Below are 25,818 nucleotides of genomic sequence, written 5' to 3'. Positions count from 1 at the left end.
ATGGGGTGACCTCGGTTTCGTAACCTCGCCGTTACACGTCTCCCGGTAGCGTTCCTGCATGACAGCATTCCGGATCAGGGCAGCGACGGGCGATGACGCGCGCTTCCTCGCGGACATGCTCGTCGAGGCGTCCAACTGGAATCCCGTCCGCGCGCGTCCCCGGGTCGCCGTGCTCGAGGACCCGACGGTGTCCAGGTACATCAGCGGGTGGATGCGCCCCGGCGACTTCGGCTCTGTCGCCGTCGACACGCGTGACGTTCCTGTCGGCGCGTGCTGGGGCCGGTTGTTCCCCGCGAACGCGCCGGGGTACGGGTTCGTCGCGGTCGGCGTGCCGGAGCTCACGCTCGGCGTGAACACGCAATGGCGGGCCCGTGGCGTCGGAAGGGCTCTGTTGCAGGCGGTCGTCAAGCAGGCGGGAGCAGCAGGGCACAACCGGCTCAGCCTGAGCGTCGAACGGGCGAACTTCGCCCAGCGGCTCTACATCAGCGAGGGGTACATCACCGTCGAGTCCGGCGCCGACTCTGACACGATGGTGCGCGCGGTGCACTGACGCCGCTTTTCGCGATTCCTTCACAGCGAGGCCGTGTAACGGATTTTCCACAATCCGCGCGCGGTAACCGGCCGATGACACGGGTGCGAAGTACCGTGGACCCTATGGCTACGAGCACCAAGTCGACATCGCGCGCGCGGAACTCCTCCGGCCGCGGCGGCTCGACCGCGCGCAAGCCGGCGGCGAAGACCGCGGCCCAGAAGACGGTCGCATACCCGACCGCCGACGCAGGGCCGAACCCGCTGGTCCGCGCCTGGATGGGCCTCGCCCACCTCACAGGCGCCGCCTTCCGTGCCCTCGGGCCGGAGAAGCTCGCCAAGGAGGAGCGCCGCGACGGGTTCCCGTTCTTCCTGGTCCTGCTCGCCGTGGCCGGCGCCGTGGTCGAGTGGTTCCTCATCAACGACCAGGTCGCCCGCACTCTGGATGCGTGGACCTTCGGTGGGCTGTTCGGTCGCGTGGCGTTCGCACTCCCGGTCATCATGGTCCTGTTCGCCGCGTGGCTGTTCCGGCACCCGAGCTCCGTCCACGACAACACGCGCATCGGAATCGGTCTGAGCATCCTGCTGCTCACCATCTCCGGGCTGTGCCACCTGTTCAGCTCGCACCCGCAGCCGAGCGACGGCATGGCGAAGCTCGCAGAGGCAGGGGGAGTGCTCGGCTGGCTGCTCGCCGCGCCCCTCGCGGCCCTGATCACGCCGTACGGCGCCGCCGCCGTGATCATCGTGCTGCTCATCCTCAGCATCTTCATCATCACCAAGACGCCGCCGAACAAGGTCGGCGTCCGCGTCCGCGAGCTCTACGCCTACCTGTTCGGAGCGCAGCTTCCCACCGAGGAGGAGCGCCAGGCCGCGAAGGAGGCCAAGACCCAGCAGGTCGAGCTGGACGGCGTGGACGACGACGCGGAGCCCGAGGCGAATCTGCCCTGGTGGCGCAGGAACAAGTCCGGCCGCGAGGAAGACCCGGCGTTCGACACCCCCGTCGTCGACGACAGCATCACCGAGGTGTTCGGCGACAGGTCGAAGGGCAAGGGCGAGTTCGCCACCGCACTGGAGCCGGATCCGGCGAGCGACCACTACAACACCGAGGTGCTGAGCGAGCTTGCGCTCGCGGAGGACGCCGTCAAGCGCTTCACGGGTGAGATCCCCTCGGCCGCGGCGATTCCCGGTGTGCCTGCCGCTCCGGCCGCGCCCGCCGTCCTTCCGGGGTTCGTGCCCGATGCGCACGGTGCAGGAGCGGACGACTTCGACGAGACCGCCGCCATCCCGTCCGCCTCCGAGCCGGCAGCGCCGTACCACCTGCCGTCCGCGGGGATGCTGTCCGCCGGCACTCCGGCCAAGACGAGGTCGAGCGCCAACGACGAGATCGTCGCCGCGATCACCGAGGTGCTCACCCAGTTCGGCGTGGATGCGAAGGTCACCGGATACTCCCGCGGGCCGACGGTCACGCAGTACGAGATCGAGCTCGGCCCCGGCGTGAAGGTCGAGCGGGTCACAGCGCTCAGCAAGAACCTTTCTTACGCGGTCGCCAGCAATGAGGTGCGCATCCTCTCTCCGATCCCCGGCAAGAGCGCGATCGGCATCGAGATCCCGAACTCCGACCGCGAGATCGTCTCGCTCGGCGACGTGCTGCGCTCGGGCGCCGCCACCAAGAGCACGCACCCGATGACGATCGGCGTCGGCAAAGACGTGGGCGGCGGTTACGTCGTCGCCAACCTGGCCAAGATGCCTCACCTCCTGGTGGCGGGCTCCACCGGGTCCGGAAAGTCCAGCTTCGTCAACTCGATGATCACCAGCCTGCTGATGCGTGCCAAGCCGTCCGACGTGCGCATGGTGCTGATCGACCCGAAGCGCGTCGAACTCACCATCTACGGCGGCGTCCCGCACCTCATCACGCCCATCATCACGAACCCCAAGAAGGCGGCAGAGGCGCTGCAGTGGGTCGTCAAAGAGATGGACATGCGCTACGACGATCTGGCGAGCTTCGGTTTCCGCCACATCGACGACTTCAACAAGGCCGTCGTCAACAACGAGATCGTGCTCCCCGCAGGCAGTGAGCGCACGCTCAAGCCGTACCCGTACCTCCTGGTGGTCGTCGACGAGCTCGCCGACCTGATGATGGTCGCCCCGCGCGACGTCGAGGACTCGATCGTCCGCATCACCCAGCTCGCCCGCGCATCCGGAATCCACCTGGTGCTCGCGACGCAGCGTCCGTCCGTGGATGTGGTCACCGGCCTCATCAAGGCGAACGTGCCGTCGCGACTCGCCTTCGCGGTCACGAGCGTCACCGACTCCCGCGTCATCCTCGACCAGCCCGGCGCCGACAAGCTCATCGGCCAGGGCGACGCCCTGTTCCTGCCGATGGGCGCCTCCAAGGCGATCCGTGTGCAGGGCGCCTGGGTGAACGAGGCGGAGATCCAGAAGGTCGTCGAGCACGTCACGCGTCAGGCGCGGCCGGAGTACCGGCAAGACGTCGCGGCGGCCGCGGAGAAGAAGCAGATCGACTCCGATATCGGCGACGACCTCGAGCTGCTGCTCGCCGCAGCCGAACTGGTCGTGTCGACGCAGTTCGGTTCGACGTCGATGCTGCAGCGCAAGCTGCGCGTCGGATTCGCGAAGGCCGGGCGCCTGATGGACCTGCTCGAGTCGCGCGAGATCGTCGGCCCGTCCGAAGGGTCGAAGGCCAGGGATGTGCTCGCCACGGTCGAGCAGTTGCCCGCTGTGCTCGCGACGCTGCGCGGCGAGGAGTCGCCGGGCGGAGGTGCGGGCGGGGGCGCAGGTGCCGGCCTGAGCGCGGCGGGCCCTGGGAGCGCATCCACTGTGTCTGCCGGTACCGGCGCACCTTCTGCTGCCGCCTCGTACGAGGACGACGACCAGTACGGCGGCGACCCTGTCGCGCGGATGACCGAGGGCTATCCTGAGGTGGACGGCGACTCGGACGAGGACGCCTGGCAGCTGACCGACAGGGAGTAGACCACATGTCGGTGCACGACACGCCTCCGCCGGCACCGGCGGAGGGGACCCCGGCACGGGCGAGCAACTGGAATCTGCCCAACATCATCACGGTGGTGCGCATCCTGCTGGCGCCGCTGTTCGTGTGGATGCTGCTCGCCGACGCGGGCGACGACGGCTGGCTTCGCTGGGCGGCCGCCGTGCTCTTCGTCATCGCCATCGCGACGGACGGCGTGGATGGCGCCATCGCTCGGCGCAACAACCTCGTGACCGAGCTGGGCAAACTGCTAGACCCGATCGCCGACAAGGTACTCACCGGGGGAGCGCTCGTCGCCCTGTCGATCCTGGGAGAGCTTCCGTGGTGGGTCACCATCGTGATCCTCTTGCGGGAGATCGGCATCACCGTGTACCGCTTCGTGGTCATCCGGCAGGGTGTGATCGCGGCCTCGCGCGGCGGCAAGATCAAGACCATCGTGCAGTCCGTTGCCATCAGCCTCGCCCTATTCCCGCTCTGGACCCTGTTCGGCGACTGGGTGTACTGGGTCAACGGCGTCGTGATGACGGCCGCGGTGATCCTCACGGTCGTCACCGGTGTCGACTACCTCTGGCAGGCGTGGAAGGGCCGGAGGGCCAAGCGTGCCGTCGTCTGACCTGAGCTCCGGCCTCATCCGCTTCCTGGCCGAGCGCGGGCTGACCGTCGCAGCGGCCGAGTCGCTGACCGGTGGTGAGCTCACCGCGGAGCTGACGCGTGTCGGAGGAGCGTCCGCCGTCGTGCTCGGCGGCGTCGTCGTCTACGCGACCGAGCTGAAGCACACCATCGTCGGGGTGGACGCGGAGCTGCTCGCCGCGGAGGGCCCGGTGCATCCCGAGGTCGCCAGGCAGCTCGCGTCAGGGGTGCGGGATGCGCTGGCCGTCTCCGGCCGGGCAGCCGACATCGGGCTCGCCACCACCGGGGTGGCAGGACCGGACCCGCAGGGCGGTCAGCCGGTCGGCACGGTGTTCGTCGGCATCTCGACCGCGGCGGGCACGCGGGCGGTCGAGCTCGCGCTCACCGGGACGCGCTCGGAAATCCGCCGCCAGGTGGTCGAACGCGTGCTCGAGGAGCTGGCCGACGAGGTCGGTCTCGACCGCGCGTGATGGCCGGGAATACCTGCTGTTACGGTCTCGTTACACCTGCTGCATTCACAAGAAAAGCCCAGTCGTCGCCGATATCGTTGAGCCTCATAAGATGCGCTAGTGTTGGCATCCGTTTAAGGTCCGATTCGTCGGCAGGGTAGAAGAAGGAGGCTCCGAATGATTCTTGTACGTCAGGAAATCGGCGACGTGCTCAGGGACTTCCGCCTGCAAAAGGGCCGTACGCTCCGACAGGTGGCCAGCAAGGCGAGTGTCGCCCTCGGCTACCTCAGCGAGGTGGAGCGCGGTCAGAAGGAAGCTTCGTCCGAGATTCTCGCCTCGGTCGCAGAAGCGCTGGACACTCCGATCTCCGTCATCATGCGCGAGGTCGGTGACCGTCTCGCTGTGCTGGAGGGGATCGAGCCCATCATCCCCGACACCGTCCCCGACGAGTTCGTCTCGGCGATGGACGCGGATCTGGTCGCACGCTGACACAGACTCACCAGAGAACGCCCCGGGAGACCGGGGCGTTCTTCGTTTCCCCGGCGATCCGCGCCGGGCAGACCCGTAGGGTGGTTCCATGAAGTTGAGTGAGTTCCAGCGCGCGATCCTCGATGAGTTCGGCTCGACGTACGGACAGGCGCTCACCACGGACCTCGTGCTCGGCGAGCTCGGCAACCGCACGGCGCAGCAGGCGCTCGCAGCGGGCGTCGCGCCCCGCGAGGTCTGGATCGCGCTCTGCCGCGAGACCGGCGTTCCGCAGGCGCACTGGTACGGCGCGGGCAAACCTGCGCCAAAGCGCTGACGCGACACGCCGCGTTCGAAAGTCTCGAAGATATGTTCGGATGTAGTTAGACTTCTTCACAACGGCAATCGAAAACGGGTTGTCCACAGATTCGCGTGGCCAACACCGAGTGTCGGACGTCCCCCGTACAGTCGATCTCGTTAGCGAAGCCGAGAAGGAGAACCGCACATGCCATCACCCGCAGACCGCGAAAAGGCGCTCGAGACCGCGCTCGCGCAGATCGACCGCCAGTTCGGCAAAGGCTCGGTCATGCGACTGGGCAGCGACGAGCGCGCACCCGTCGAGGTCGTCCCCACCGGATCGATCGCACTGGATGTGGCGCTCGGCATCGGCGGCCTCCCGCGCGGCCGCATCGTCGAGATCTACGGTCCGGAGTCCTCGGGTAAGACCACTCTGACCCTCCACGCCATCGCGAACGCACAGCGCGCCGGCGGCATCGCCGCCTTCATCGACGCCGAGCACGCGCTCGACCCCGAGTACGCTCGCAAGCTCGGCGTCGACATCGACGCCCTGCTCGTGTCTCAGCCGGACACCGGTGAGCAGGCGCTCGAGATCGCCGACATGCTGGTGCGAAGCGGATCGATCGACCTGATCGTCATCGACTCCGTTGCCGCGCTCGTGCCCCGCGCCGAGATCGAGGGCGAGATGGGCGACTCGCACGTCGGCCTCCAGGCCCGCCTCATGTCGCAGGCGCTTCGCAAGCTCACCGGTGGTCTCAACCAGACCAACACCACGATGATCTTCATCAACCAGCTCCGCGAGAAGATCGGAGTCTTCTTCGGAAGCCCCGAGACCACAGCCGGTGGTAAGGCGCTCAAGTTCTACGCCTCGGTCCGCCTCGACATCCGCCGTATCGAGACTCTGAAAGACGGAGCGGAAGCCGTCGGTAACCGCACCCGCGTCAAGGTCGTCAAGAATAAAATGGCGCCGCCGTTCAAGCAGGCCGAGTTCGACATCCTCTACGGTGTCGGCATCTCCCGAGAGGGCAGCCTCATCGACTTCGGCGTGGAGCACGCAATCGTCAAGAAGTCGGGCGCCTGGTACACCTACGAGGGCGACCAGCTCGGCCAGGGTAAAGAGAACTCGCGCAACTTCCTGATCAACAACCCCGACATCGCGCTCGATATCGAGAACAAGATCAAGATCAAGCTCGGAATCGTCGCCGACCCGAACGCGGTCGCCGAGGCGCCCGACAACGTCGGATCGCTCGAGGCGAAGCTGCAGGCTAAGAAGGGCGCGTAGCGTCCGGCCCGTCACGTGTGGTTCGTGAACGAACGACACGTGGCGGTCCTTCGCTGGGGGGAGCCGCTGAGCGGGACCCGCTGGTCGGGTTCGGGTCAACGGGGCCGGGCGAGCTGGTCCGGGCGAATGGGCCAGGGTGAGGCGAGAAAAGCGAGGAGTGACCCGTGGTGGTGCGATTTCCCTCCGAGTCGGAGTCTGGGGCCGGCCGCGGAGACGGCAGCGCAGGCGAAGAGGTGCGAGCTGAAGGCGCGGCGTCTGAGGGCGTGAGTGACGACGGCGCGCCCGATGGTGGCGCGGCCGATGGCGGCGCGCCCGATGGCGGCGCGGCTGCGGAGCGGCTTGCTCCCGTGACGTTTCTGCCGCGCTCCCGTGGTGCGGACCACCCATCGCGGCGGGTGAGCGGCGTGGAACCGAGGAGCACGGACAGCGAGTCCGTCCGGTCGGTCGTCGCCTTCCCCTCCGCGCATCCGGTCGGCCAGTCCGAGGACTCCGCCGCTGAGCGCAGGCGAACCACGGGACTGTGGTCGAAGGCCTTCCTCGAGGAAGCTGACACAGAGTCCGGTCGGAACGACGGGCCTTCCGCGAGCGGCGAGGCCGAGCGTTCGGACGGCGGTGTCGAGAAGCAGGTGAAGCGCGCATCCAACGTGTCGATCCACCAGCTCGCGCGGCGCGGCATGTCGCGCTGGGAACTGGAGCAGGTGCTCGCGAAGCGCGAGATCGAGCCGACCGTCGCTCAGGCGGAGCTGGATCGGCTGGAGAGCGTCGGCCTGCTTGACGACGCGGCACTCGCTGTCACACTCGTGTACACCCAGCACAACCGCAAGGGCCTGGGACGATCGGCCATCGCCCAGGAGCTGCACAGGCGGCACATCGCGCCGGAACTCGTCGAGGAAGCGCTCGCGGAGATCGCCGACGACGATGAGCTCGAACGCGCCACGGAGCTGGCGATGAAGCGCGTCGGGCAGTTGTCCACCTACGACGACGAGACGGCGAAGCGGCGCCTCCACGGGTTCCTGGCTCGCAAGGGCTACAGTTCGTCCGTCGTACGGCAGGCGATGGATGCGGCGCTCGCCACCCGCGGTCGCCGCAGCGGAGTGCGCTTCGAGTAGCGGGCTCGCATCCGGGGCTGTTGCGGCAGTCGTGGCTGTTGGGGCTGTCGCGGCTGTCGCGGCGGTCGCGGCTGTTGCGGCGGTCGCTGCGGTCGCGTTGCGACGCGGTTCGGTTCTTCAGCCGGGCGAACGTAAACTTGTCGCACTATGAGCATTACCGAAGAGCGCAGCACCATCATGCCGTCGGACGCAGCCGTGCGACCGGACGGGCGCGCGCGCACCTATGAGGTCCGCACGTTCGGCTGCCAGATGAATGTGCACGACTCGGAACGACTCAGCGGTTCGCTGGAAGCGGCGGGCTACGTGGCGGCAGACGGCGAAGAGGCCGACATCGTCGTCATCAACACCTGCGCCGTGCGCGAGAACGCGGACAACAAGCTGTACGGCAACCTCGGTCACCTCGCCGCCGTCAAGAAGCGGCACGACGGGATGCAGATCGCCGTCGGCGGCTGCCTCGCGCAGAAGGACAAGAACGTCATCCTCGAGAAGGCGCCCTGGGTGGACGTCGTCTTCGGCACCCACAACATGGGGTCCCTTCCGAGCCTGCTCGAACGGGCACGGCACAACGACGCCGCCGAGATCGAGATTCTCGAAGCGCTCGAGACGTTCCCATCGACTCTTCCCACTAAGCGCGATTCCAGCTACAGCGGGTGGGTGTCGATCTCGGTCGGCTGCAACAACACCTGCACCTTCTGCATCGTCCCCTCGCTGCGCGGCAAAGAGAAGGACCGCCGACCGGGCGACATCCTGGCCGAGATCCAGGCGCTCGTTGACGACGGCGCCATCGAGGTCACCCTACTCGGCCAGAACGTCAACTCGTACGGCGTCGAGTTCGGCGACCGGCAGGCGTTCTCCAAGCTGCTTCGCGCGGCGGGCGAGATCGACGGACTCGAGCGAATCCGGTTCACCAGCCCGCACCCCGCCGCCTTCACCGACGACGTGATCGACGCGATGGCGGAGACGGACTCGGTCATGCCCCAACTGCACATGCCGCTGCAGTCCGGGTCGGACCGCATTCTGAAGGCGATGCGTCGCTCCTACCGGTCCGAGAAGTTCCTCGGAATCCTCGACCGCGTGGGCGCGAAGCTGCCGGATGCGGCGATCAGCACCGACATCATCGTCGGCTTCCCCGGTGAGACAGAAGAAGACTTCCTCGAGACGATGCGCGTCGTCGAGGCGGCCCGCTTCTCGTCCGCCTTCACGTTCCAGTACTCGGTCCGGCCGGGCACCCCGGCCGCGACGATGGACGAGCAGGTTCCGAAGGCGGTCGTACAGGACAGGTACGAACGCCTCATCGCCCTGCAGGAGCGTATCTCGCTCGAAGAGAACGAGAAGGTCATCGGACGCCAGGTCGAACTCCTCGTCGCCAACGGCGAGGGCCGCAAGGACGCAGACACGCACCGTCTCAGCGGCCGCGCCCTCGACAGCCGTCTGGTCCACTTCGAGGTCCCGGCCGGGTCTCCGGTGCCGCGCCCGGGAGACGTCGTCACCGTGACGGTCACCCAGGCTGCACCCTTCTACCTGATCGCCGACTCCGCCGACGGAGCGCCGCTCGCGATCCGCCGCACCCGCGCGGGCGACGCGTGGGACAGGGCAGAGGCCGAGTCCTGCGCGGTCCCAGCACACGGCGATGGCGTCGCGTCCGGAGGCAAAGGCCGCGTCTCGCTCGGCCTGCCGACCCTCCGCATCGGAGAGCCGCTCACGTCGCCCGGCGTCGGCACGATGCCGATCTACGACCCGACGGACGGCCAGCGCTGACCGCGCCGGCCACCTCGGAGGGCGGCGCCGATCCCGCCGAACCCGCCGATCCCGCTGGCGGCGCCTGTGGCGACGGGATGCGCGGTGCCACGGCACGAGTCGACGCGCGTCCGGCCGTCGATACCCCGCATCCCGCCGAGACCACCGACGGCGAACTCGACCCCAGCGCATCCGCCACCCCCATCATGGCGATTGTCGGACCGACCGGCACCGGCAAGACCGACCTGTCGCTCGACCTCGCCGAGCGTCTGCGCGCGGACGGGCGCGGCGCGGAGATCGTCAACGCCGACGCCATGCAGCTCTACCGCGGCATGGACATCGGCACCGCCAAGATCGGCCAGCACGAGTGGCGGGGCATCCCGCACCACCTGTTCGACGTGCTCGACGTGCTCGACGAAGCCACGGTCGCCCGCTATCAGCCGGAAGCGCGCGCTGCCGTCAGCGACATCCTCGCCCGTGGCAGCGTGCCCATCCTGGTGGGCGGGTCAGGGCTGTACGTGTCGAGCGTCATCTACGACTTCCGCTTCCCCGGCACCGACCAGACCCTCCGCGCCGAACTCGAAGCGGAGCTCACCGCGCACGGCCCTGGGACGCTCTATCGGCGGCTCCTCGACGTCGACCCGGCCGCCGCTGCGAACATCGGGCCGAGCAACGGGCGCCGGCTGGTGCGCGCGCTCGAAGTGGTCGCCATCACCGGGGAGCCGGTCAGCGCATCCCTGCCGGACGAGCCCGTTCCCTGGCGGCCGGCCACCATCATCGGTCTCGCCGCCCCGCGCGAGCAGTTGACGGCCAGACTGGATGCACGCGTCGGGCGGATGTGGGACGCGGGCCTTCTCGACGAGGTCGAGCGACTCATCCCGCTCGGGCTGGAGCGCGGTGTGACGGCCAGCCGGGCGATCGGCTACGCGCAGGCCCTCGCCGAACTGCGCGGAGAGCTCAGCCGCGCCGAGGCGATCGCGCAGACCCAGCAGCTCACCAGGCGGTACGCGCGGAGGCAGGTGAGCTGGTTCAAACGGTACCCGCGCATCCACTGGCTGGACTACGACGACGAGAATCTGACCGCCTCGGCGCTCGGTAGGCTGTGAGCATGGCGACAACCCTCCACTTCACCAAAGGTCAGGGCACGGGAAACGACTTCGTGCTGTTCTCCGACCCGGACGGCCAGGTGAACCTCAGCGCGACGCAGATCGCCGAGATCTGCGACAGGCACTTCGGGATCGGCGCGGACGGGATCATCCGCGCCGTGCGGTCGAAGCACCTCCCGGAGGGCGCAGAGGCGCTGGCAGAGGACGACGGCGCCGAGTGGTTCATGGACTACTACAACGCGGACGGGTCGCCCGCTGAGATGTGCGGCAACGGCATCCGGGTGTACGTGCGCTACCTGCTCGCGTCCGGCCTCGCCGAGCTCGCAGACGGCGACACTCTCGCCATCGGCACCCGCTCTGGCGTGCGCGACGTGCAGCGCAACCTCACGGGCTTCCAGGTGGACCTCGGACGGTGGTCGCTCGACGGCGGCGAGCCGCTGGTGCGCGCCAAGGAGCTTCCGGTGGCACGGCCAGGACTCGGGATCGACATGGGCAACCCGCACGTGGTGGTCGCCGTCGCCGACGAGTCGGAGCTCGAAGCCGCCGACCTCAGTTACATCCCGCACATCGAGCCGGAGCCCGCCGACGGAGCGAACGTCGAGTTCGTCGTGCCGCACGAGCCCCTGATCGTCGACGGCGTCGGACGCATCCGGATGCGCGTGCACGAGCGCGGAAGTGGCGAGACCCTGTCCTGCGGCACGGGAGCCGCGGCCGCGGCTCTCGCCGTGCGCTACTGGGCCGGGCAGGGCGCCCCGAACCAGTGGCGAGTGGATGTGCCGGGCGGCACGGTCGGCGTCCGCATGTTCGCGACGGAGGACGGCGAGCACGTCGCCCTGTCCGGCCCCGCCGAGCTCGTCTACACGGGCACCATCGACCTCGCCTGACCTCACCCGCCACGCAATCGAGCCCAGGGTTTTTCACCGCGAGTCGCGTGTTTGAGGTGAAAAAGGCTGGGCTCGATTGCTTGGGCGGCTAGGCGGCGGAGCGGCGGGCGCGGAGGACACGGTAGCCCTTGGAGGTGGCCGCGCGCGTGGTGCTCAGGTCGGGGAAGGTCGCCTGCATCCAGCGGTGCAGCGAGTCGGAGCCGAGGTTGCGCTGCACGACCAGCCACGCGTCCGAGCCCGGCTCGAGGCGCGGCAGCCAGCGCTCCAGCAGATTGTGCAGCTCGTTCTTGCCCACCCGGATGGGCGGATTCGACCAGATCGTCGTAAAAAATACATCATCGGGAACATCATCCGGCGTGGATGTGTTTACATTGGTGAGACCGAGCTTCTGCGCGTTCCTGCGCACCACGTCCAACGCTCGGGTATTGACGTCGACGGCCCAGACGGTCGCGTGAGGGGATTCGAGAGCAAGTGTGAGAGCCACAGGCCCCCAGCCGCATCCGAGGTCCAAGAGGTGACCTCCTGGCGGTGCTGAGGGGACATGGTCGAGGAGCACTCGCGTACCCGTGTCAACGCGCTCGGGGCTGAAGATTCCGTTCGCCGTCGTCAACTCGAAGGTCTGTCCGGCGAGTCGGACGGTGAACGGACGGAGCTTCAGTTCGCTCTCGGGCGCCGGGGAAAAGTAGTGATCTCCGCTGGCCATAAGAGGACCGTACAGGACGCTAACAAACTAGGGTTAACCCAGATGCAGGATTTTCAGATGAATGAACATGTGAGCACAGAAGAAACGCCGACGGCCGATCAGCCGACGGACACCAGCCGCGACGCCGACGTCGTTGCCCGCGTGCTCGCCGCCGCGGAGAGCCGCGCCGGCATGACGCTGTTCGGCGGGGGCGCCCAGGCGCTCCAGACCGAGCACACCGACGACGCCGGCCACGACGGCGAGCAGTTCGAACGCGAGGAACGCGCAGCGCTCCGCCGTGTCTCCGGACTCTCCACCGAGCTCGAAGACGTCACAGAGGTCGAGTACCGGCAGCTCCGCCTGGAGAACGTCGTGCTCATCGGCGTCTACTCGCAGGGTTCGCTGCAGGATGCGGAGAACTCCATCAGGGAGCTCGCCGCCCTGGCAGAGACTGCCGGTGCCGTGGTGCTCGACGGGCTGCTCCAGCGTCGACCGCACCCCGACCCGAGCACCTACCTCGGCAAGGGCAAGGCGCAGGAGCTCGCCGGCGTCGTCGCCGCCCTCGGCGCCGACACCGTGATCGCGGACACCGAGCTGGCCCCGAGCCAGCGGCGCGCGCTCGAAGACGTGGTGAAGGTGAAGGTGATCGACCGCACGGCCGTGATCCTCGACATCTTCAGCCAGCACGCCAAGAGCCGCGAGGGCAAAGCTCAGGTCGAGCTCGCGCAGCTCGAATACCTGCTGCCGCGTCTGCGCGGCTGGGGCGAGTCGATGTCCAGGCAGGCAGGTGGCCAGGTCGGTGGAGCGGGCGCCGGTATGGGGTCGCGTGGTCCGGGTGAGACGAAGATCGAGCTGGACCGTCGCCGCATCCACACCAGGATGGCCAAGCTGCGCAAGCAGATCGCCGGGTTCAAACCGGCGCGCGATGCGAAGCGGGCCAACCGCAACCGCAACGCTGTGCCGTCGGTGGCCATCGCGGGATACACCAACGCGGGCAAGTCGAGCCTGCTCAACCGCATCACCAAGGCGGGCGTGCTCGTCGAGAACGCGCTGTTCGCGACCCTGGATGCGACCGTCCGCAAGTCGGTGACCGCTGACGGCCGCCTCTACACGCTGGCCGACACGGTCGGTTTCGTGCGCAACCTGCCGCATCAGTTGGTCGAGGCGTTCCGCTCCACACTCGAAGAGGTGGCGGAGTCGGACGTGATCGTCCACGTGGTCGACGGTTCGCATCCAGACCCCGCCAGTCAGTTGGCGACGGTGCGGGATGTGATCGGCGAGGTCGGTGCGCGCGAGCTGCCGGAGATCGTGGTCTTCAACAAGTCCGACCTGATCACGCCGGACGACCGGCTGGTGCTGCGCGGGCTGGAGCCAGGGGCGATCTTCGCCTCAGCGCGCACGGGCGAGGGGATCGACGAGATCCTCGCGGCCATCGCACGGCTGCTGCCCGACCACTCGGTCGAGGTCGACCTGGTCGTTCCGTACGACCGCGGCGACCTGATCTCGGCGCTGCACGAGCGGGGCCGCGTGGTCTCGACCGAGTACGTCGAGGACGGCACGAGGGTGCGGGCGCGCGTGATGCCGGAATACCTGTCGGTGTTCGAGGCGTTCGCGGTGGAGCCGACCGCCTAGCGGACACCGCACGGCACGAAAGAGCGGGCAGGGACGAATCGTCCTTGCCCGCTTTTCGCGTCTTCCGGCGTCACACGGTGACACAGGGATACCGTCGCACGCCAACGGTTGCTAGATTGCCATTCAACCGCAGCGGGCGACCCGCTCGGTGGTGCGACAGCCGAGCCCGGCACCCGCCCGCGAAAACCTCACCGAACGGCCCCGGCCGTCCGGCGGGGCCCCACCTTGACCGAGGCGGGCGCGGCCCCGGGCGGGGCGACGCGTCACGCCACCGACACCAGAGGACGCCATGAGCTGTACCGACGCGCGGTTCTCCTTCGAGCTGTACCCGCCGCGGAATGCGCGCGCCGCAGAGGCGCTGCCCGCGACGATCCAGAAGCTCGCGGCCGCGCATCCGGAGTTCATCTCCGTCACCTACGGCGCCAACGGGTCGTCCAGGTCGTCGTCGCTCGACGTGCTGCGCTACATCCTCGACAACACCGACGTGAGCCCGATGGCGCACCTCACCTGCGTCGGCTCGTCGCACGCGGAGGCCGGGCAGCTCATCCGAGAGTTCCTGGATGCGGGCATCCGGCGCTTCCTCGCGGTGCGCGGCGACCCGCCGGCGGGCCTCGCGCCGGGGGAGACCGGCCTCGGCGACCTGCACAGCTCCGCCGAGCTGGTGCAGCTCATCCACCGGGTGCAGGCGGAGCGCGTCCCGTACGGCGAGCTCGCCGTTCCCGGGCTTCCGGCGAGCACCGTGCTTTCGCACCGCGAGCACGTCCAGATCGCCGTCGCCGCCTTCCCCAACGGGCACCCGACGTCGCACGGCGTCAGCCAGGACATCGACACCCTGCTCGCCAAGCAGGCCGCCGGTGCGAACCTCGGCATCACCCAGTTGTTCTTCCACCCGGAGGACTACCTCAGCTTCGCCCAGAAGGCACGGGATGCGGGCGTCCTCTTCCCGATCCTGCCCGGCATCATGCCCGTCACCAGTCCCGCCAGGCTGAAGCGGATGCTCGAGCTGAGCGGCGAGGACCTGCCGAGCGAGCTCGCGATCCAGCTCGAGATCGAGCCGACCGAGGAGGGGCAGCGGGAGATCGGCATCGCCTGGGCGACCGACTTCGCTCGGACACTGCTCGACGGCGGCGCACCGGGCATCCACCTGTACACGTTCAACCAGCACGAGGCGGTGCTCGCGGTGCTCGACAGGATCGGGCTCCTCCGCGCGGACACCGCCGCCGCAACCGCCACCGCAACCCCCGCCGCAATCGCCACCACGACCAGCACCACGACCAGTACCAGACCGACCGACCCCAGCACCACCGAAAGGGAACCAGCATGACCGACACCACCTTCCGCATCCCGTTCCCGACGGGGACGATCATCGGCTACCCGCGCATCGGGCGCAGGCGCGAGCTGAAGAAAGCCGTGGAGAGCTTCTGGGCGGGGAACAGCACCGCCGACGAGCTCGAAGCCACCGCCGCCGAGCTGCGCTCCGTGACGCGCGAGCGCCTTGCGGCCCTCGGCCTCGGACGCGACGACGCTTCCATCCCGGAGAGCTTCAGCTACTACGACCAGGTGCTGGATGCGGCGGTCACGGTCGGAGCGATCCCGTCGCGGTTCGCGTCGCTCGCCGACGCGGACGGCGCCGTCGACCTGGCCGGATACTTCACGATCGCCCGCGGCGAAGGCGAGAACGCGCCGCTCGAGATGACCAAGTGGTTCGACTCCAACTACCACTACCTGGTGCCCGAGATCGGCCCGGAGACCGCGTTCCGGCTCGCGTCCGACCGCATCGTGCGCGAGTTCGAGGAGGCGAAGGCTGCCGGGTTCGTCACCCGTCCGGTGATCGTCGGGCCGGTGACCTTCCTCCTGCTCAGCAAGCCGAGCGACGAGGCTCCCGATGGCTTCAGCCCGCTGTCGCGCCTCGGCGACCTGCTTCCGGTCTACGCCGAACTGCTGTCGCGCCTCGCGGCGGCGGGCGCCCCGTGGGTGCAACTCGACGAGCCCGCTCTCGTCAGCGAGTCCATCGACGAGCCGCGGGATGCGGTGCTCGCCGCCCTGGCGACGGCGTACGACACGCTCGGTGCGGTCCCCGCGCGGCCGGCGCTGTTCGTCGCCGCCCCCTACGGCAGCCTCGACGACGCCCTCCCCGTGCTCGCGGCCTCCCCGGTGGAGGCGCTCTCGCTCGACCTGGTGCGCGGCTCCGTTCCGCGCGGGCTCGACGCGGACACCGCATCCCGGCTGTCGGGAAAGACCATCGTCGGCGGTGTGGTCGACGGCCACAACATCTGGCGCGGCGACCTCGAAGCCGCCTTCGGCACGCTCACCGAACTGCTGTCGCTCACCCCGGACGTCGCCGTCGCGACCTCCACGTCGCTGCAGCACGTGCCGCACGACGTCGACGACGAGCCGGAGCTGTCCGACCAGCTCAAGAGCTGGCTGGCGTTCGCCGACCAGAAGGTCGGACAGGTCGCGACGCTCGCCCGCGGGCTGGTCGACGGCCACGAGGCCATCCAGGACGACCTGAGTGCCGCATCCACTGCCCTGGCGGACCGCGCGGCTGCGCCAGGGGTGCGGGTTCCCGCTGTGCGCGCACGCGAAGAGGCGCTGACCGAGGCCGACTTCGCCCGCGGGGAGTACGCCGACCGGCTGGCGGCGCAGGATGCGGCCCTCGGGCTGCCGTTCCTGCCGACCACGACGATCGGGTCGTTCCCGCAGACCGGCGACATCCGCCGCTCGCGCGCTCAGTTCGCGAAGGGGCTGATCACCGAGGCGGAGTACCTGGGCCGGATGCGCGACGAGATCAAGCGCGTCGTCGACCTGCAGGAGGAGATCGGCATCGACGTCATCGTGCACGGCGAGCCGGAGCGCAACGACATGGTTCAGTACTTCGCCGAGAACCTCGACGGGTTCGCCGTGACGCAGAACGGCTGGGTGCAGTCGTACGGCTCCCGCTGTACCCGCCCGTCCATCCTGTGGGGTGACGTGTCGCGGCCCAAGCCGATCACGGTCGAGTGGTCGACGTACACCCAGAGCCTCACGCCGAAGCCGGTCAAGGGGATGCTGACCGGGCCTGTGACCATCCTGGCCTGGTCGTTCGTGCGCGACGACCAGCCGCTCGGCGAGACTGCGCGCCAGGTGGCGCTCGCGCTGCGCGACGAGATCGCCGACCTGGAGTCCGCGGGCATCCGGGTGGTGCAGGTCGACGAGCCCGCGCTGCGCGAACTGCTTCCGCTGAAGAAGGCTGACCACGCGTCGTACCTGGACTGGTCGGTCGGGTCGTTCCGGCTCGCGACGTCCGGTGTGCGGGACGAGACGCAGATCCACACCCACCTCTGCTACTCGGAGTTCGGCGTGGTCATCGACGCGATCCGCAACCTGGATGCGGACGTCACCAGCATCGAAGCGGCCAGGTCGCGCATGGAGGTCGTCCACGACATCCAGAGCTCCGGGTTCGAGCACGGCATCGGCCCTGGCGTGTACGACATCCACTCGCCCCGCGTGCCGTCCGTCGCCGAGGTGACGGAGCTGCTCGAGACGGCGCTCGGTGCGATCCCCGGCCGCCAGCTCTGGGTGAACCCGGACTGCGGACTGAAGACGCGCGGCTACGACGAGACCGTCGCGTCGCTGCGCAACATCATCGCCGCGACGCGCGCCGTGCGCGCCGCCGCTCCCGTCACCGCCTAGCCCCAGGCCTCCACGCCTCGACGCCATCGAGCCCAGGGTTTTTCACCGTATTCCGCCCGGATGCGTTGAAAAACCCTGGGCTCGATCGCGTTCGGGGTGAGGATGGGGGAATGGTGGAGATCGGGGCTGATGCGTTCGAAGCGATGGTCGGCGACGTGTTCGACGCGCTGCCGCCGGACATGGTCGCGCCGCTCGAGAACGTGGCGATCCTGATCGAGGACCAGCCGCCCGGCGCCCGGCCGCGACTGTACGGGCTGTACAGCGGGCATCCACTGACCAGGCGCGGAGTCTACGGGTTCGGCGAGCTGCCCGACCGGATCACGCTGTACCGCAACAACCTCGCTGCCAGTGCTGCGGATCTGGATGCGCTGCGTGCGCGCGTTCGGGTGACCCTCGTCCACGAGATCGGGCACTACTTCGGGCTCGACGACGCCCGCCTGCAGGAGCTCGGCTGGGCGTGACCGGCCTGGTCCGCCGATCGAGTCTGACGCTGTTCGCTGTCGGTCGCGGCCGGCCGCGTGAACGACGTCGGACTCGATGGGGTGCAGAGCAGGGTGGATGCGCGTGAGCCCGGCCGTGCATCCACGGGCCGGGCTCGGAAACGCTGGGGTGTCGGTCAGACGGCGCGGAGGACCGCCACGACCTTGCCGAGGACTTCGGCGTAGTCGCCCAGGATGGGCTCGAAGTTGGAGTTGCGGGGCAGCAGCCAGGTGTGGCCGTCGCGCTGGCGGAAGACCTTGACCGTCGCCTCGTCGTCGAGCATGGCCGCGACGATGTCGCCGTTCTCCGCGGTCTTCTGCGTGCGGACGACCACCCAGTCGCCGTCGCAGATGGCGGCGTCGATCATCGACTCGCCCACGACCTTCAGCATGAAGAGCTCGCCGTTCCCGACGAGCTGGCGGGGGAGGGGGAAGACCTCCTCCACCTGCTGCTCGGCGGTGATCGGCACGCCGGCGGCGATGCGGCCGACGAGCGGGACCATCGCGGCGTCGCCGACAGGCGTCTGGTTCTCGTAGTCGACCGACTCGGAGGAGTTCGACGGCAGGTCGATCAGGATCTCCAGCGCGCGCGGCCGGTTCGGGTCGCGGCGCAGGTAGCCGCTCAGCTCGAGCTGGTTGAGCTGATGCGTGACGCTCGACAGAGACGAGAGGCCGACGGCGTCGCCGATCTCCCTCATGCTCGGCGGATAGCCGCGCTGGCTCACCGATCGCTGGATGACGTCGAGGATGGACAACTGCTTCTCGCTCAGGTTCTTACGTCTGCGCGTGCCCCCGCGCTCGCGTGCTCCCTGGTTGTCGTTCGCCACGGTCGTCCCTTTCGTGACCCGTCTGCGCATCCGGCCGGCCCGAATGTCGGTGGTGCCTGGTTGAGTGAAGTCCAGACAATCGAAACTGTATCCACGATGCAGGGGTAAAACAAACATGTGTTCGAGCGTGTCTCGAAATCACTGGTGTTTTTCGTCATTGAATCGTGCTTGTGGTTTCGAACATTCGAAGATATATTCGGAACACAGCTTCGCATCCGGCCTGCCGGCCAAGCACCGGGTGCGGAATCTTAGGAGGTCAGCAGCATGAGCACAGCAACGATCACGATGTCGTCGTCGCAGTTCCCGACGCCCGTGGGCGCGCGCACGCGCCTTCGTCTCACGCGACGCGGACGCGTCGTCCTCACCACGCTGGCCTCCGTGCCGCTCATCGTCGGAGCCCTCGTCTTCGCGCTCAACGGCGGAGGCGCTGCGGCCTCGGGCGACCAGGCCCACGTGCAGTTCCACTACGTGACGGTCGAGTCAGGCCAGTCGCTGTGGAGCATCGCGGAGAAGGTCGCGCCGAGCGCAGACCCCCGCGATGTGATCGCGGACATCGTCTCGCTGAACCAGCTCGATACCGCCGTGGTGTCGCCGGGCCAGCAGTTGGCGATTCCGACGCAGTACGCGGGGTAGGGCCCGGGCGGTCCTCGGTAGCGCGGGTTTGAGAGCGCTGGGGAAGTTTGGGGAGGGCGTGCCTGGATGGGTGCGCCCTTTTTGCGTGGCTGGTGGGGTGGTGCGGGCGCGGGCGCGGAGTGCGGGGTGCGGGGGGGAATTTGGGGCGCCTTGGTGGGGTGGTTCGTCGCTCGGCAGGACTCTTGGGCCGGTCAAGTGTCGGTTCTCCGTTCGGAAGGAGAAGTTGGCGGCGTGTCGTACGGATTGTCCTGCGGAACCGAGCCGAGCGGTCCCGCGGCAGTGCCGCCGGGTGACGGTGGTGAGCTGGGTGCTTCGATCCGAAGGAGGTCGTGGCTGGTTGGGTGTGGGTTCTCGGTTGGGCAGGAGTTTGCTGCTGGTGGGGTGTGGGTTCTGCGTTGGGCGGGAGTTTGCTGCTTGACGGTGTCGGTTCTCCGTTGGGCAGGAGGTTGCTGCTGACGGGGGTGTGGATTCTCCGTTGGGCAGGAGATTGCTGCTGGTGGGGTGTGGGTTCTCCGTTGGGCAGGAGTTTGCTGCTTAGCAGTGTGGGGTTTCCGTTGGGCAGGAGATTGCTGCTGGTGGGGTGCGGGTTCTGCGTTGGGCAGGAGGTTGCTGCTGGTGGGGTGCGGGTTCTCCGTTCGGAAGGAGGCGTTCGCGGCGTGGCGCGTGGGGTCTCCGTTCGAACGGAGTGCCGTGCGGGTTCGCCAGCCGCTCGGCGTCACACGGTGCGCCGCGTGACTAGCATTGGTGGGTGACTTCTCTTTCCGATTTGCCGATTCGTGATGACTTGCGGGGCAAGACCCCCTACGGAGCGCCGCAGAAGGTCGTTCCGGTGGCGCTGAACGTGAACGAGAACACGCATCCGGTGCCCGCGGATGTGGCCGCCGACATCGTCGCGCGCATCTCGGCGGCGATCGGGGGCGTCAACCGTTACCCGGATCGGGAGTTCACCGAGCTGCGCGAGTCGTTCGCGCGGTACCTCGGGCACGGACTGACCGCCGAGAACATCTGGGCGGCCAACGGGTCCAACGAGGTTCTGCAGCACATCCTGCAGGCGTTCGGGGGACCGGGTCGCAGCCTGCTCGGGTTCAGCCCGACCTACTCGATGTACCCGCTGCTCGCATCCGGCACCGGCACGAGCTGGATCGCCGCGCACCGCGACGGCGAATTCGAGCTGTCGGCGAAGACCGCCGCGGAGCAGATCCGGCGCGAAGACCCGGACATCGTCATCCTGTGCTCGCCGAACAACCCGACGGGGACGCCGCTGTCGCTCGCGACCATCGAGGCCGCGTACGACGCGGCCCGCGGCATCGTGATCGTCGACGAGGCGTACGCCGAGTTCCTGCCGGACGGCGAGCAGACCGCCCTTGGCCTGCTGCCCGGCCGTCCGCGCCTGCTGATCTCGCGCACCATGAGCAAAGCGTTCGCGTTCGCCGGAGCGCGTGTCGGCTACCTCGCCGCAGACCCGGCCGTCGTGGATGCGCTCCGTCTGGTCCGCCTGCCGTACCACCTGTCCGCTCTCACCCAGGCCGCAGCCACCGCGGCGCTCGCCCACTCCGGCGAGATGCTCGCGATGGTCGGGGAGATCCGCATCCAGCGCGACCGGCTCGTCACCGAGCTGGCCAGGCTCGGCTACCAGCCGCACCGCAGCGGCAGCAACTTCGTGCTGTTCGGCGGCGTCGCAGACCCGCAGGCGACGTTCGAGGCGCTGCTCGCCCGCGGTGTCCTCATCCGCGACGTCGGCATCCCGCACCACCTCCGCGTGACCGCGGGCACCGAGGCCGAGACCACCGCGTTCCTCGACGCGCTGGCGGCGCTCGGGCGTCCGGACGCCCCGGTAAACTCGCTGTCATGACGAATCGCATCGCCACCCTGCAGCGCGAGACCAGCGAGTCCAGCATCGAGCTGAGCATCGACCTCGACGGCACAGGCGCTACGGACATCGAGACGTCCGTGCCGTTCTACGACCACCTGCTCACGGCGTTCGCGAAGCACTCGCTCACCGACCTGCGCGTGCGCGCCAGCGGAGACACGAACATCGACGTGCACCACACTGTCGAAGACATCGGCATCGTGCTCGGTCAGGCCATCAAGATCGCGCTCGGCGACAAACGCGGCATCTCCCGCTACGGCGACGCCCTGGTGCCGCTCGACGAAGCGCTCGTGCAGGCCGTCGTCGACATCTCCGGACGTCCGTACCTCGTGCACACCGGCGAGCCGGCCGGGTTCGAGTTCCACCTGATCGGCGGCCACTTCACCGGTTCGATGGTGCGGCACGTCTTCGAGGCCATCTCGTTCAACGCGGCCATCACCACGCACATCACCGTCGTCGGCGGCCGCGACCCGCACCACATCGCCGAGGCCGAGTTCAAGGCGTTCGCTCGCGCATTCCGTCAGGCGAAGGCCCTCGACCCGCTGATCACAGGCATCCCGTCCACCAAGGGGGCGCTGTGACCGCACCCGACGTCGTCGTCTTCGACTACGGGACGGGCAACGTCCACTCCGCGGTCAAAGCGCTCGAAGAGGCGGGCGCGAACGTCGAACTGACCGGCAACCGCCGCCGCGCCCAGGAAGCGGACGGCCTGCTCGTCCCCGGCGTCGGCGCGTTCGCCGCCGTCATCGACGCGCTTCGCGCATCCCACGGCGACGAGGTGATCGACAGACGTCTCGCCGGAGGCCGCCCCGTGCTCGGGATCTGCGTCGGGATGCAGGTGCTGTTCGAACGCGGCGTCGAACACGGCCTCGAAAGCGAAGGTCTCGGCGAGTGGCCCGGCACTGTCGACGTGCTGAAAGCGGACGTGGTTCCGCACATGGGCTGGAACACGGTCGAAGCGCCCGAGAGCTCCGCCCTCTTCGACGGCCTCCACGACGAACGGTTCTACTTCGTGCACTCATACGCTGCGCAGGATTGGACGCTGGATGTGGTCCCGCCGTTCCCGAAGCCGCGCGTCACCTGGGCCGAGCACGGCAGCCGCTTCATCGCCGCCGTCGAGAACGGGCCGCTCAGCGCGACCCAGTTCCACCCCGAGAAGTCCGGCCGCGCCGGCATCCAGCTCCTCCGCAACTGGATCGGCACCCTGTAGGTCTCAGACCCACCCCGAGCCCGCCGCCACCGAGCGGGCCCAACCGAGGAAGAACATGAGCGAATTCAACAACACCCCCCGGCTCGTCCTGCTGCCAGCGGTCGACGTGGCCGACGGCAAAGCTGTGCGCCTGACGCAGGGGGAGGCCGGTTCGGAGACGAGCTACGGCGATCCGGTCGACGCTGCGGCCGAATGGGCCAACCAGGGCGCAGAGTGGATCCACCTCGTCGACCTCGACGCTGCGTTCGGACGCGGGGACAACCACGCGATCCTCAAGAAGGTCATCAAGCAGGTCCGCGGCGTCAACGTCGAACTCTCCGGTGGCATCCGCGACGACGCCTCCCTCGAGTCGGCGCTCGAGATCGGCGCGAAGCGCATCAACCTCGGAACGGCAGCGCTCGAGAACCCCGAGTGGGCGGCGAACGTGATCGGCCAGTACGGCGAAGCGATCGCCGTCGGCCTCGACGTGCGAGGAACCACCCTCGCCGCCCGCGGCTGGACCCGCGACGGCGGCGACCTGTGGCAGGTCCTCGACCGCCTCGAAGACGCAGGATGCGCCCGCTACGTCGTGACGGACGTCACCAAGGACGGCACCCTCCGCGGCCCGAACATCGAGCTCCTCCGCGAGGTCATGGAGCGCACCCCGCGTCCCGTGGTCGCGTCGGGCGGCATCTCCAACCTCGACGACATCGCGGCCCTCCGCGAACTGGTCTCGCTCGGCCTGGAAGGCGCGATCGTCGGCAAAGCCCTCTACGCCGGCGCGTTCACGCTGCCCGAGGCGCTGGATGTCGCAGGGAACTGAGCCGGGCGACGACCGGATGCACGGGGCCGGGCACCGGGCCGGGGCCGAGGCCGGAGACGGGACCGGGGCCGGAGACGGGGCCGAAGCCAGAGGCGGAGACGGGGCCGAGGCTCAAGGCGGATCGGTCGCCTGGGACGCTGAGCGCGATGGCGCAATTCCGGACAATGGCCCGACGCCGGACGATGGCGCGACGCCGGGCGATGGCGCGACGCCGGGCGATGGCGCGACGCCGGGCGATGGCGCGACGCCGGGCGATGGCGCGAGCGCCGCATCCACTGGTCCCAGCGCGAAGGGAGCCGCACGGCTGAGCGGGTTCGCGGCGCAGCTCGCCGCCGACGCCGCGAAGGCCGCCGACTCGGCGGGACAGCCCTGGGAGGGGCGCGAGTTCGACGAGAACGTGTTCGGCGACGACGACGGGAGCGCGCCACCCGCGCTGCTCGGCGCGCTGGCGGCGTTCCGCGCGGGCGAGGTCGGCGCCGAAGCCGTGGTCGACGCGGTGCGCGCCTCGCGACTGCTGATCCCGCTGATGGCGCGGCTCGGCGAGAGCGACACGACGGAGGACGGGCTGCTGATCGACAAGACGCAGGAGCTCGCCATCGTGACCGTGGCGGGTCCGGACGGTCGCACCGTGCTGCCGGTCTTCTCGTCGGTGACCGCGATGCAAACGTGGAACCGGGATGCGCGCCCCGTGCCGGCGGACGGGATGCGCGTCGCGCTCGCGGCGGCGGCGGAGGACACCGAACTGGTCGTGCTCGACCCGACCTCGGAGACCGAGTTCGTGCTGCGGCGTCCGGCGCTGTGGGCGATCGCGCAGAGTCGTGCGTGGCTGCCGAGCGACAGAGACCCCGAGGTGTTCGCGGCGTTCACCGCATCCATCGGGTCGGAGCTCGGCGTGCATGACATCGAGCTGGTCGCAGGCGACCCTGGCGCCAGGCTCGCGGGCGAGGAGCTGGTGGTGCGGCTGACACTGTCCAGCGGCCTCACCAGGGAGGAACTGGATGCGGTGCTCAGCCGCCTCGCGCAGCGCTGGGCCGCGGACGACGTGATCGCGACGCGCGTCGACTCGCTGCGCGTGCAGCTCCGCGCCGCGGAGTGACGCCGCCCGAGCGGCGCTGACGGCTCGTGCCGAAACGCCGTGCGCGGCCAGGCGCTGCGGCGTTTCCGCACGAGGCGTGCGACGGCGGGCGGCGCGCAGCAGCGGCGCGCAGCAGCGGCGCGCAGCAGCGGCACGCAGCAGCGGCGCGCAGCGGCGGCACGCCTCAGCGGCGCAGCATCCGGAAGCCCGCCGCCAGCGACAGCGCCGCGACCACCACCACGAACACCACCAGCACCGGCACCACCGGCCACACGATCAGCGCCACGCCGACCAGGAGCACGGGCACTGCGAGGCCGACGTACGCGATGAGGAAGATCGCCGCCAGCACTTCGCCACGGCGGTCGGGGGCCGCCAGGGACGCGGCGACCGCGATCGCAGAGCGGAACAGCAGCCCGACGCCCGCTCCCGCCACCACCCCGCTCGCGACGAACAGCACGAGCCCCGTCGCCAGCACTCCCACGGCGAGACCGGCCAGACCGGCCACCACCAGCGGGATCGCGAGCACGAGCTGCGCGCGGCCGGAGAGCCGAGAGAACACGATCTGCGAGAGGGCCGACGCCGCGAACACCGAGAACGGCACGGCCCCGGCGAGGAGGCGCGAAGGCTCGTGCAGTACGCCGGACAGCACCGTCGGGGCGAGCGCCGTGAACAGCCCGAACACCGCGAATCCGGCGAACGCGGCGACGGCCGCAGCGGAGAACGTGCTCCGCGCATCCCGGGGGAGGGAGATGCGCTGCGGCCGGTACGCCGGCCGCTCCTCGGCGCGCTCGACGGTCTCCGGCACCAGCGCCACAGCGACCGCCGCGACGGCGAGCACGACGAGGAACACGGCGTACGGGAGGATCAGCGGGGCGGGCAGGAACTGCGCGAGCGCCCCGGCGATCAGCGGCCCGAGCGCGAGGCCGCCGGTGTTGACGACCGTCGACACCGTTCCGGCGAGGCGCGGGCTCTCCTCCGGCCGCGCCGTCGAGCGCAGCTCGCTGAGATGGGCCGTCGCGCTCGCGGTGAGCGCCCCGACGCCGACGCCGGAGATGACGCGCGCGACCAGCAGGCCGGAGACATCGTTCCAGAACAGGAAGAGCACCGCCGCCACGATCTCCAGCGCGATCGCCACCAGGATCATCCGGCGTCGCCCCGCCCAGTCGCTGATGTGCCCGATCAGGAACAGGCTTGCGAGCACGCCGATCGCGTACGCCGCGAAGATCACCGTGACCACCCAGGTCGGGAAGCCGTCGCGCTGCTGATAGAGCGCGTACAGCGGGGTCGGCAGCGTGGAGAACGCCATCACCGCGAGGAAGGCGGCGGCGATGACCCAGAACCCCGCGCCGTGGCGGAGACGCCACGAACGGGTCGATGCAGCGGGCCGGAGGGGGGAGGTCGTGAGTGCCATACCGGTATCGTGCTCCCGCATGGTGATCGTG

24 protein-coding genes are annotated in these 25,818 nt (G+C 69.2%); 21 read left to right on the top strand and 3 right to left on the bottom strand.

Features of this window, described 5'->3' with window-relative positions; all coding sequences use genetic code 11:
• The first annotated feature begins 58 nt into the window (after positions 1-58).
• From ACYVGI_RS09130 to dapF, 11 genes are all read left to right on the top strand, one after another.
• Positions 59-550 carry a GNAT family N-acetyltransferase gene (locus tag ACYVGI_RS09130; protein WP_460632278.1) on the top strand — a complete coding sequence of 164 codons (492 nt, stop codon included), beginning with the start codon at positions 59-61 and terminating at the stop codon, positions 548-550.
• 104 nt (positions 551-654) lie between these two features.
• On the top strand, positions 655-3,519 hold the full coding sequence (locus ACYVGI_RS09125) for an FtsK/SpoIIIE family DNA translocase (RefSeq protein ID WP_460632277.1): 2,865 nt from the start codon (positions 655-657) through the stop codon (positions 3,517-3,519).
• Positions 3,520-3,524: 5 nt separating this feature from the next.
• A complete protein-coding gene (gene pgsA, locus ACYVGI_RS09120) occupies positions 3,525-4,148 on the top strand; it encodes a CDP-diacylglycerol--glycerol-3-phosphate 3-phosphatidyltransferase (protein ID WP_460632276.1) in 624 nt (207 codons plus the stop codon).
• Positions 4,135-4,635, top strand: a complete 501-nt coding sequence (locus ACYVGI_RS09115; RefSeq protein ID WP_460632275.1) for a CinA family protein — start codon at positions 4,135-4,137, stop codon at positions 4,633-4,635. The genes pgsA and ACYVGI_RS09115 overlap by 14 nt, the downstream gene beginning before the upstream one ends.
• 156 nt (positions 4,636-4,791) lie before the next feature.
• Entirely contained in the window at positions 4,792-5,103 is a 312-nt protein-coding gene (locus ACYVGI_RS09110) for a helix-turn-helix domain-containing protein (protein WP_055895785.1), read from the top strand.
• Positions 5,104-5,191: 88 nt separating this feature from the next.
• Positions 5,192-5,416, top strand: a complete 225-nt coding sequence (locus ACYVGI_RS09105; RefSeq protein WP_460632274.1) for a DUF3046 domain-containing protein — start codon at positions 5,192-5,194, stop codon at positions 5,414-5,416.
• A gap of 168 nt (positions 5,417-5,584) precedes the next feature.
• Complete coding sequence (recA, locus tag ACYVGI_RS09100) at positions 5,585-6,658, top strand: recombinase RecA (RefSeq protein WP_055895789.1); 1,074 nt, start codon at positions 5,585-5,587, stop codon at positions 6,656-6,658.
• A gap of 404 nt (positions 6,659-7,062) precedes the next feature.
• Complete coding sequence (locus tag ACYVGI_RS09095; protein ID WP_460632273.1) at positions 7,063-7,767, top strand: regulatory protein RecX; 705 nt, start codon at positions 7,063-7,065, stop codon at positions 7,765-7,767.
• 147 nt (positions 7,768-7,914) lie between these two features.
• The gene (miaB, locus tag ACYVGI_RS09090; RefSeq protein ID WP_460632272.1) at positions 7,915-9,525 is read left to right on the top strand and encodes a tRNA (N6-isopentenyl adenosine(37)-C2)-methylthiotransferase MiaB; all 1,611 of its coding nucleotides are present in this window, start codon (positions 7,915-7,917) and stop codon (positions 9,523-9,525) included.
• Positions 9,526-9,710: 185 nt separating this feature from the next.
• On the top strand, positions 9,711-10,610 hold the full coding sequence (gene miaA / locus ACYVGI_RS09085) for a tRNA (adenosine(37)-N6)-dimethylallyltransferase MiaA (protein WP_460632429.1): 900 nt from the start codon (positions 9,711-9,713) through the stop codon (positions 10,608-10,610).
• A gap of 2 nt (positions 10,611-10,612) precedes the next feature.
• The gene (gene dapF, locus ACYVGI_RS09080) at positions 10,613-11,494 is read left to right on the top strand and encodes a diaminopimelate epimerase (RefSeq protein ID WP_460632271.1); all 882 of its coding nucleotides are present in this window, start codon (positions 10,613-10,615) and stop codon (positions 11,492-11,494) included.
• 88 nt (positions 11,495-11,582) lie between these two features.
• Here dapF and ACYVGI_RS09075 read toward each other — a convergent pair whose 3' ends face one another.
• Positions 11,583-12,197: a class I SAM-dependent methyltransferase gene (locus tag ACYVGI_RS09075; RefSeq protein ID WP_460632270.1), complete on the bottom strand. Its 615-nt coding sequence runs from the start codon at positions 12,195-12,197 to the stop codon at positions 11,583-11,585.
• Between the two features lie 57 nt (positions 12,198-12,254).
• Between ACYVGI_RS09075 and hflX the strand changes: the two genes are divergently transcribed.
• The 4 genes from hflX to ACYVGI_RS09055 all read left to right on the top strand — a co-directional run bounded on the left by hflX (position 12,255) and on the right by ACYVGI_RS09055 (position 17,941).
• Entirely contained in the window at positions 12,255-13,808 is a 1,554-nt protein-coding gene (gene hflX / locus ACYVGI_RS09070; protein ID WP_460632269.1) for a GTPase HflX, read from the top strand.
• Between the two features lie 289 nt (positions 13,809-14,097).
• Positions 14,098-15,132, top strand: coding sequence for a methylenetetrahydrofolate reductase (locus ACYVGI_RS09065; protein WP_460632268.1), 1,035 nt, complete (start codon positions 14,098-14,100; stop codon positions 15,130-15,132).
• A complete protein-coding gene (gene metE / locus ACYVGI_RS09060) occupies positions 15,129-17,480 on the top strand; it encodes a 5-methyltetrahydropteroyltriglutamate--homocysteine S-methyltransferase (RefSeq protein ID WP_460632267.1) in 2,352 nt (783 codons plus the stop codon). Before ACYVGI_RS09065 ends, metE begins: the two co-directional genes overlap by 4 nt.
• A gap of 110 nt (positions 17,481-17,590) precedes the next feature.
• A complete protein-coding gene (locus ACYVGI_RS09055) occupies positions 17,591-17,941 on the top strand; it encodes a metallopeptidase family protein (RefSeq protein ID WP_460632266.1) in 351 nt (116 codons plus the stop codon).
• A gap of 155 nt (positions 17,942-18,096) precedes the next feature.
• Here the strand turns inward: ACYVGI_RS09055 and lexA are convergent, their stop codons facing one another.
• Positions 18,097-18,816, bottom strand: coding sequence for a transcriptional repressor LexA (lexA, locus tag ACYVGI_RS09050; RefSeq protein ID WP_460632265.1), 720 nt, complete (start codon positions 18,814-18,816; stop codon positions 18,097-18,099).
• A 234-nt stretch (positions 18,817-19,050) separates the two neighbouring features.
• Here lexA and ACYVGI_RS09045 point away from each other — a divergent pair, with 234 nt between their 5' ends.
• From ACYVGI_RS09045 to ACYVGI_RS09020, 6 genes are all read left to right on the top strand, one after another.
• A complete protein-coding gene (locus ACYVGI_RS09045) occupies positions 19,051-19,419 on the top strand; it encodes a LysM peptidoglycan-binding domain-containing protein (RefSeq protein ID WP_460632264.1) in 369 nt (122 codons plus the stop codon).
• Between the two features lie 748 nt (positions 19,420-20,167).
• Positions 20,168-21,271 carry a histidinol-phosphate transaminase gene (locus ACYVGI_RS09040; RefSeq protein ID WP_460632263.1) on the top strand — a complete coding sequence of 368 codons (1,104 nt, stop codon included), beginning with the start codon at positions 20,168-20,170 and terminating at the stop codon, positions 21,269-21,271.
• Entirely contained in the window at positions 21,268-21,870 is a 603-nt protein-coding gene (gene hisB, locus ACYVGI_RS09035) for an imidazoleglycerol-phosphate dehydratase HisB (RefSeq protein WP_460632262.1), read from the top strand. Before ACYVGI_RS09040 ends, hisB begins: the two co-directional genes overlap by 4 nt.
• Positions 21,867-22,499, top strand: coding sequence for an imidazole glycerol phosphate synthase subunit HisH (hisH, locus tag ACYVGI_RS09030; protein ID WP_460632261.1), 633 nt, complete (start codon positions 21,867-21,869; stop codon positions 22,497-22,499). Before hisB ends, hisH begins: the two co-directional genes overlap by 4 nt.
• Positions 22,500-22,554: 55 nt before the next feature.
• A complete protein-coding gene (priA, locus tag ACYVGI_RS09025) occupies positions 22,555-23,301 on the top strand; it encodes a bifunctional 1-(5-phosphoribosyl)-5-((5-phosphoribosylamino)methylideneamino)imidazole-4-carboxamide isomerase/phosphoribosylanthranilate isomerase PriA (RefSeq protein WP_460632260.1) in 747 nt (248 codons plus the stop codon).
• 304 nt (positions 23,302-23,605) lie between these two features.
• Positions 23,606-24,397, top strand: a complete 792-nt coding sequence (locus ACYVGI_RS09020; RefSeq protein WP_460632428.1) for an SseB family protein — start codon at positions 23,606-23,608, stop codon at positions 24,395-24,397.
• Positions 24,398-24,560: 163 nt separating this feature from the next.
• Here ACYVGI_RS09020 and ACYVGI_RS09015 read toward each other — a convergent pair whose 3' ends face one another.
• Complete coding sequence (locus tag ACYVGI_RS09015; protein ID WP_460632259.1) at positions 24,561-25,787, bottom strand: MFS transporter; 1,227 nt, start codon at positions 25,785-25,787, stop codon at positions 24,561-24,563.
• Positions 25,788-25,818 lie beyond the last annotated feature (31 nt).

The organism is Leifsonia lichenia (assembly GCF_054780215.1).
The sequence above is the reverse complement of the archived record's forward strand: the minus strand, read 5'-3'. Positions and strand labels throughout refer to the sequence as shown.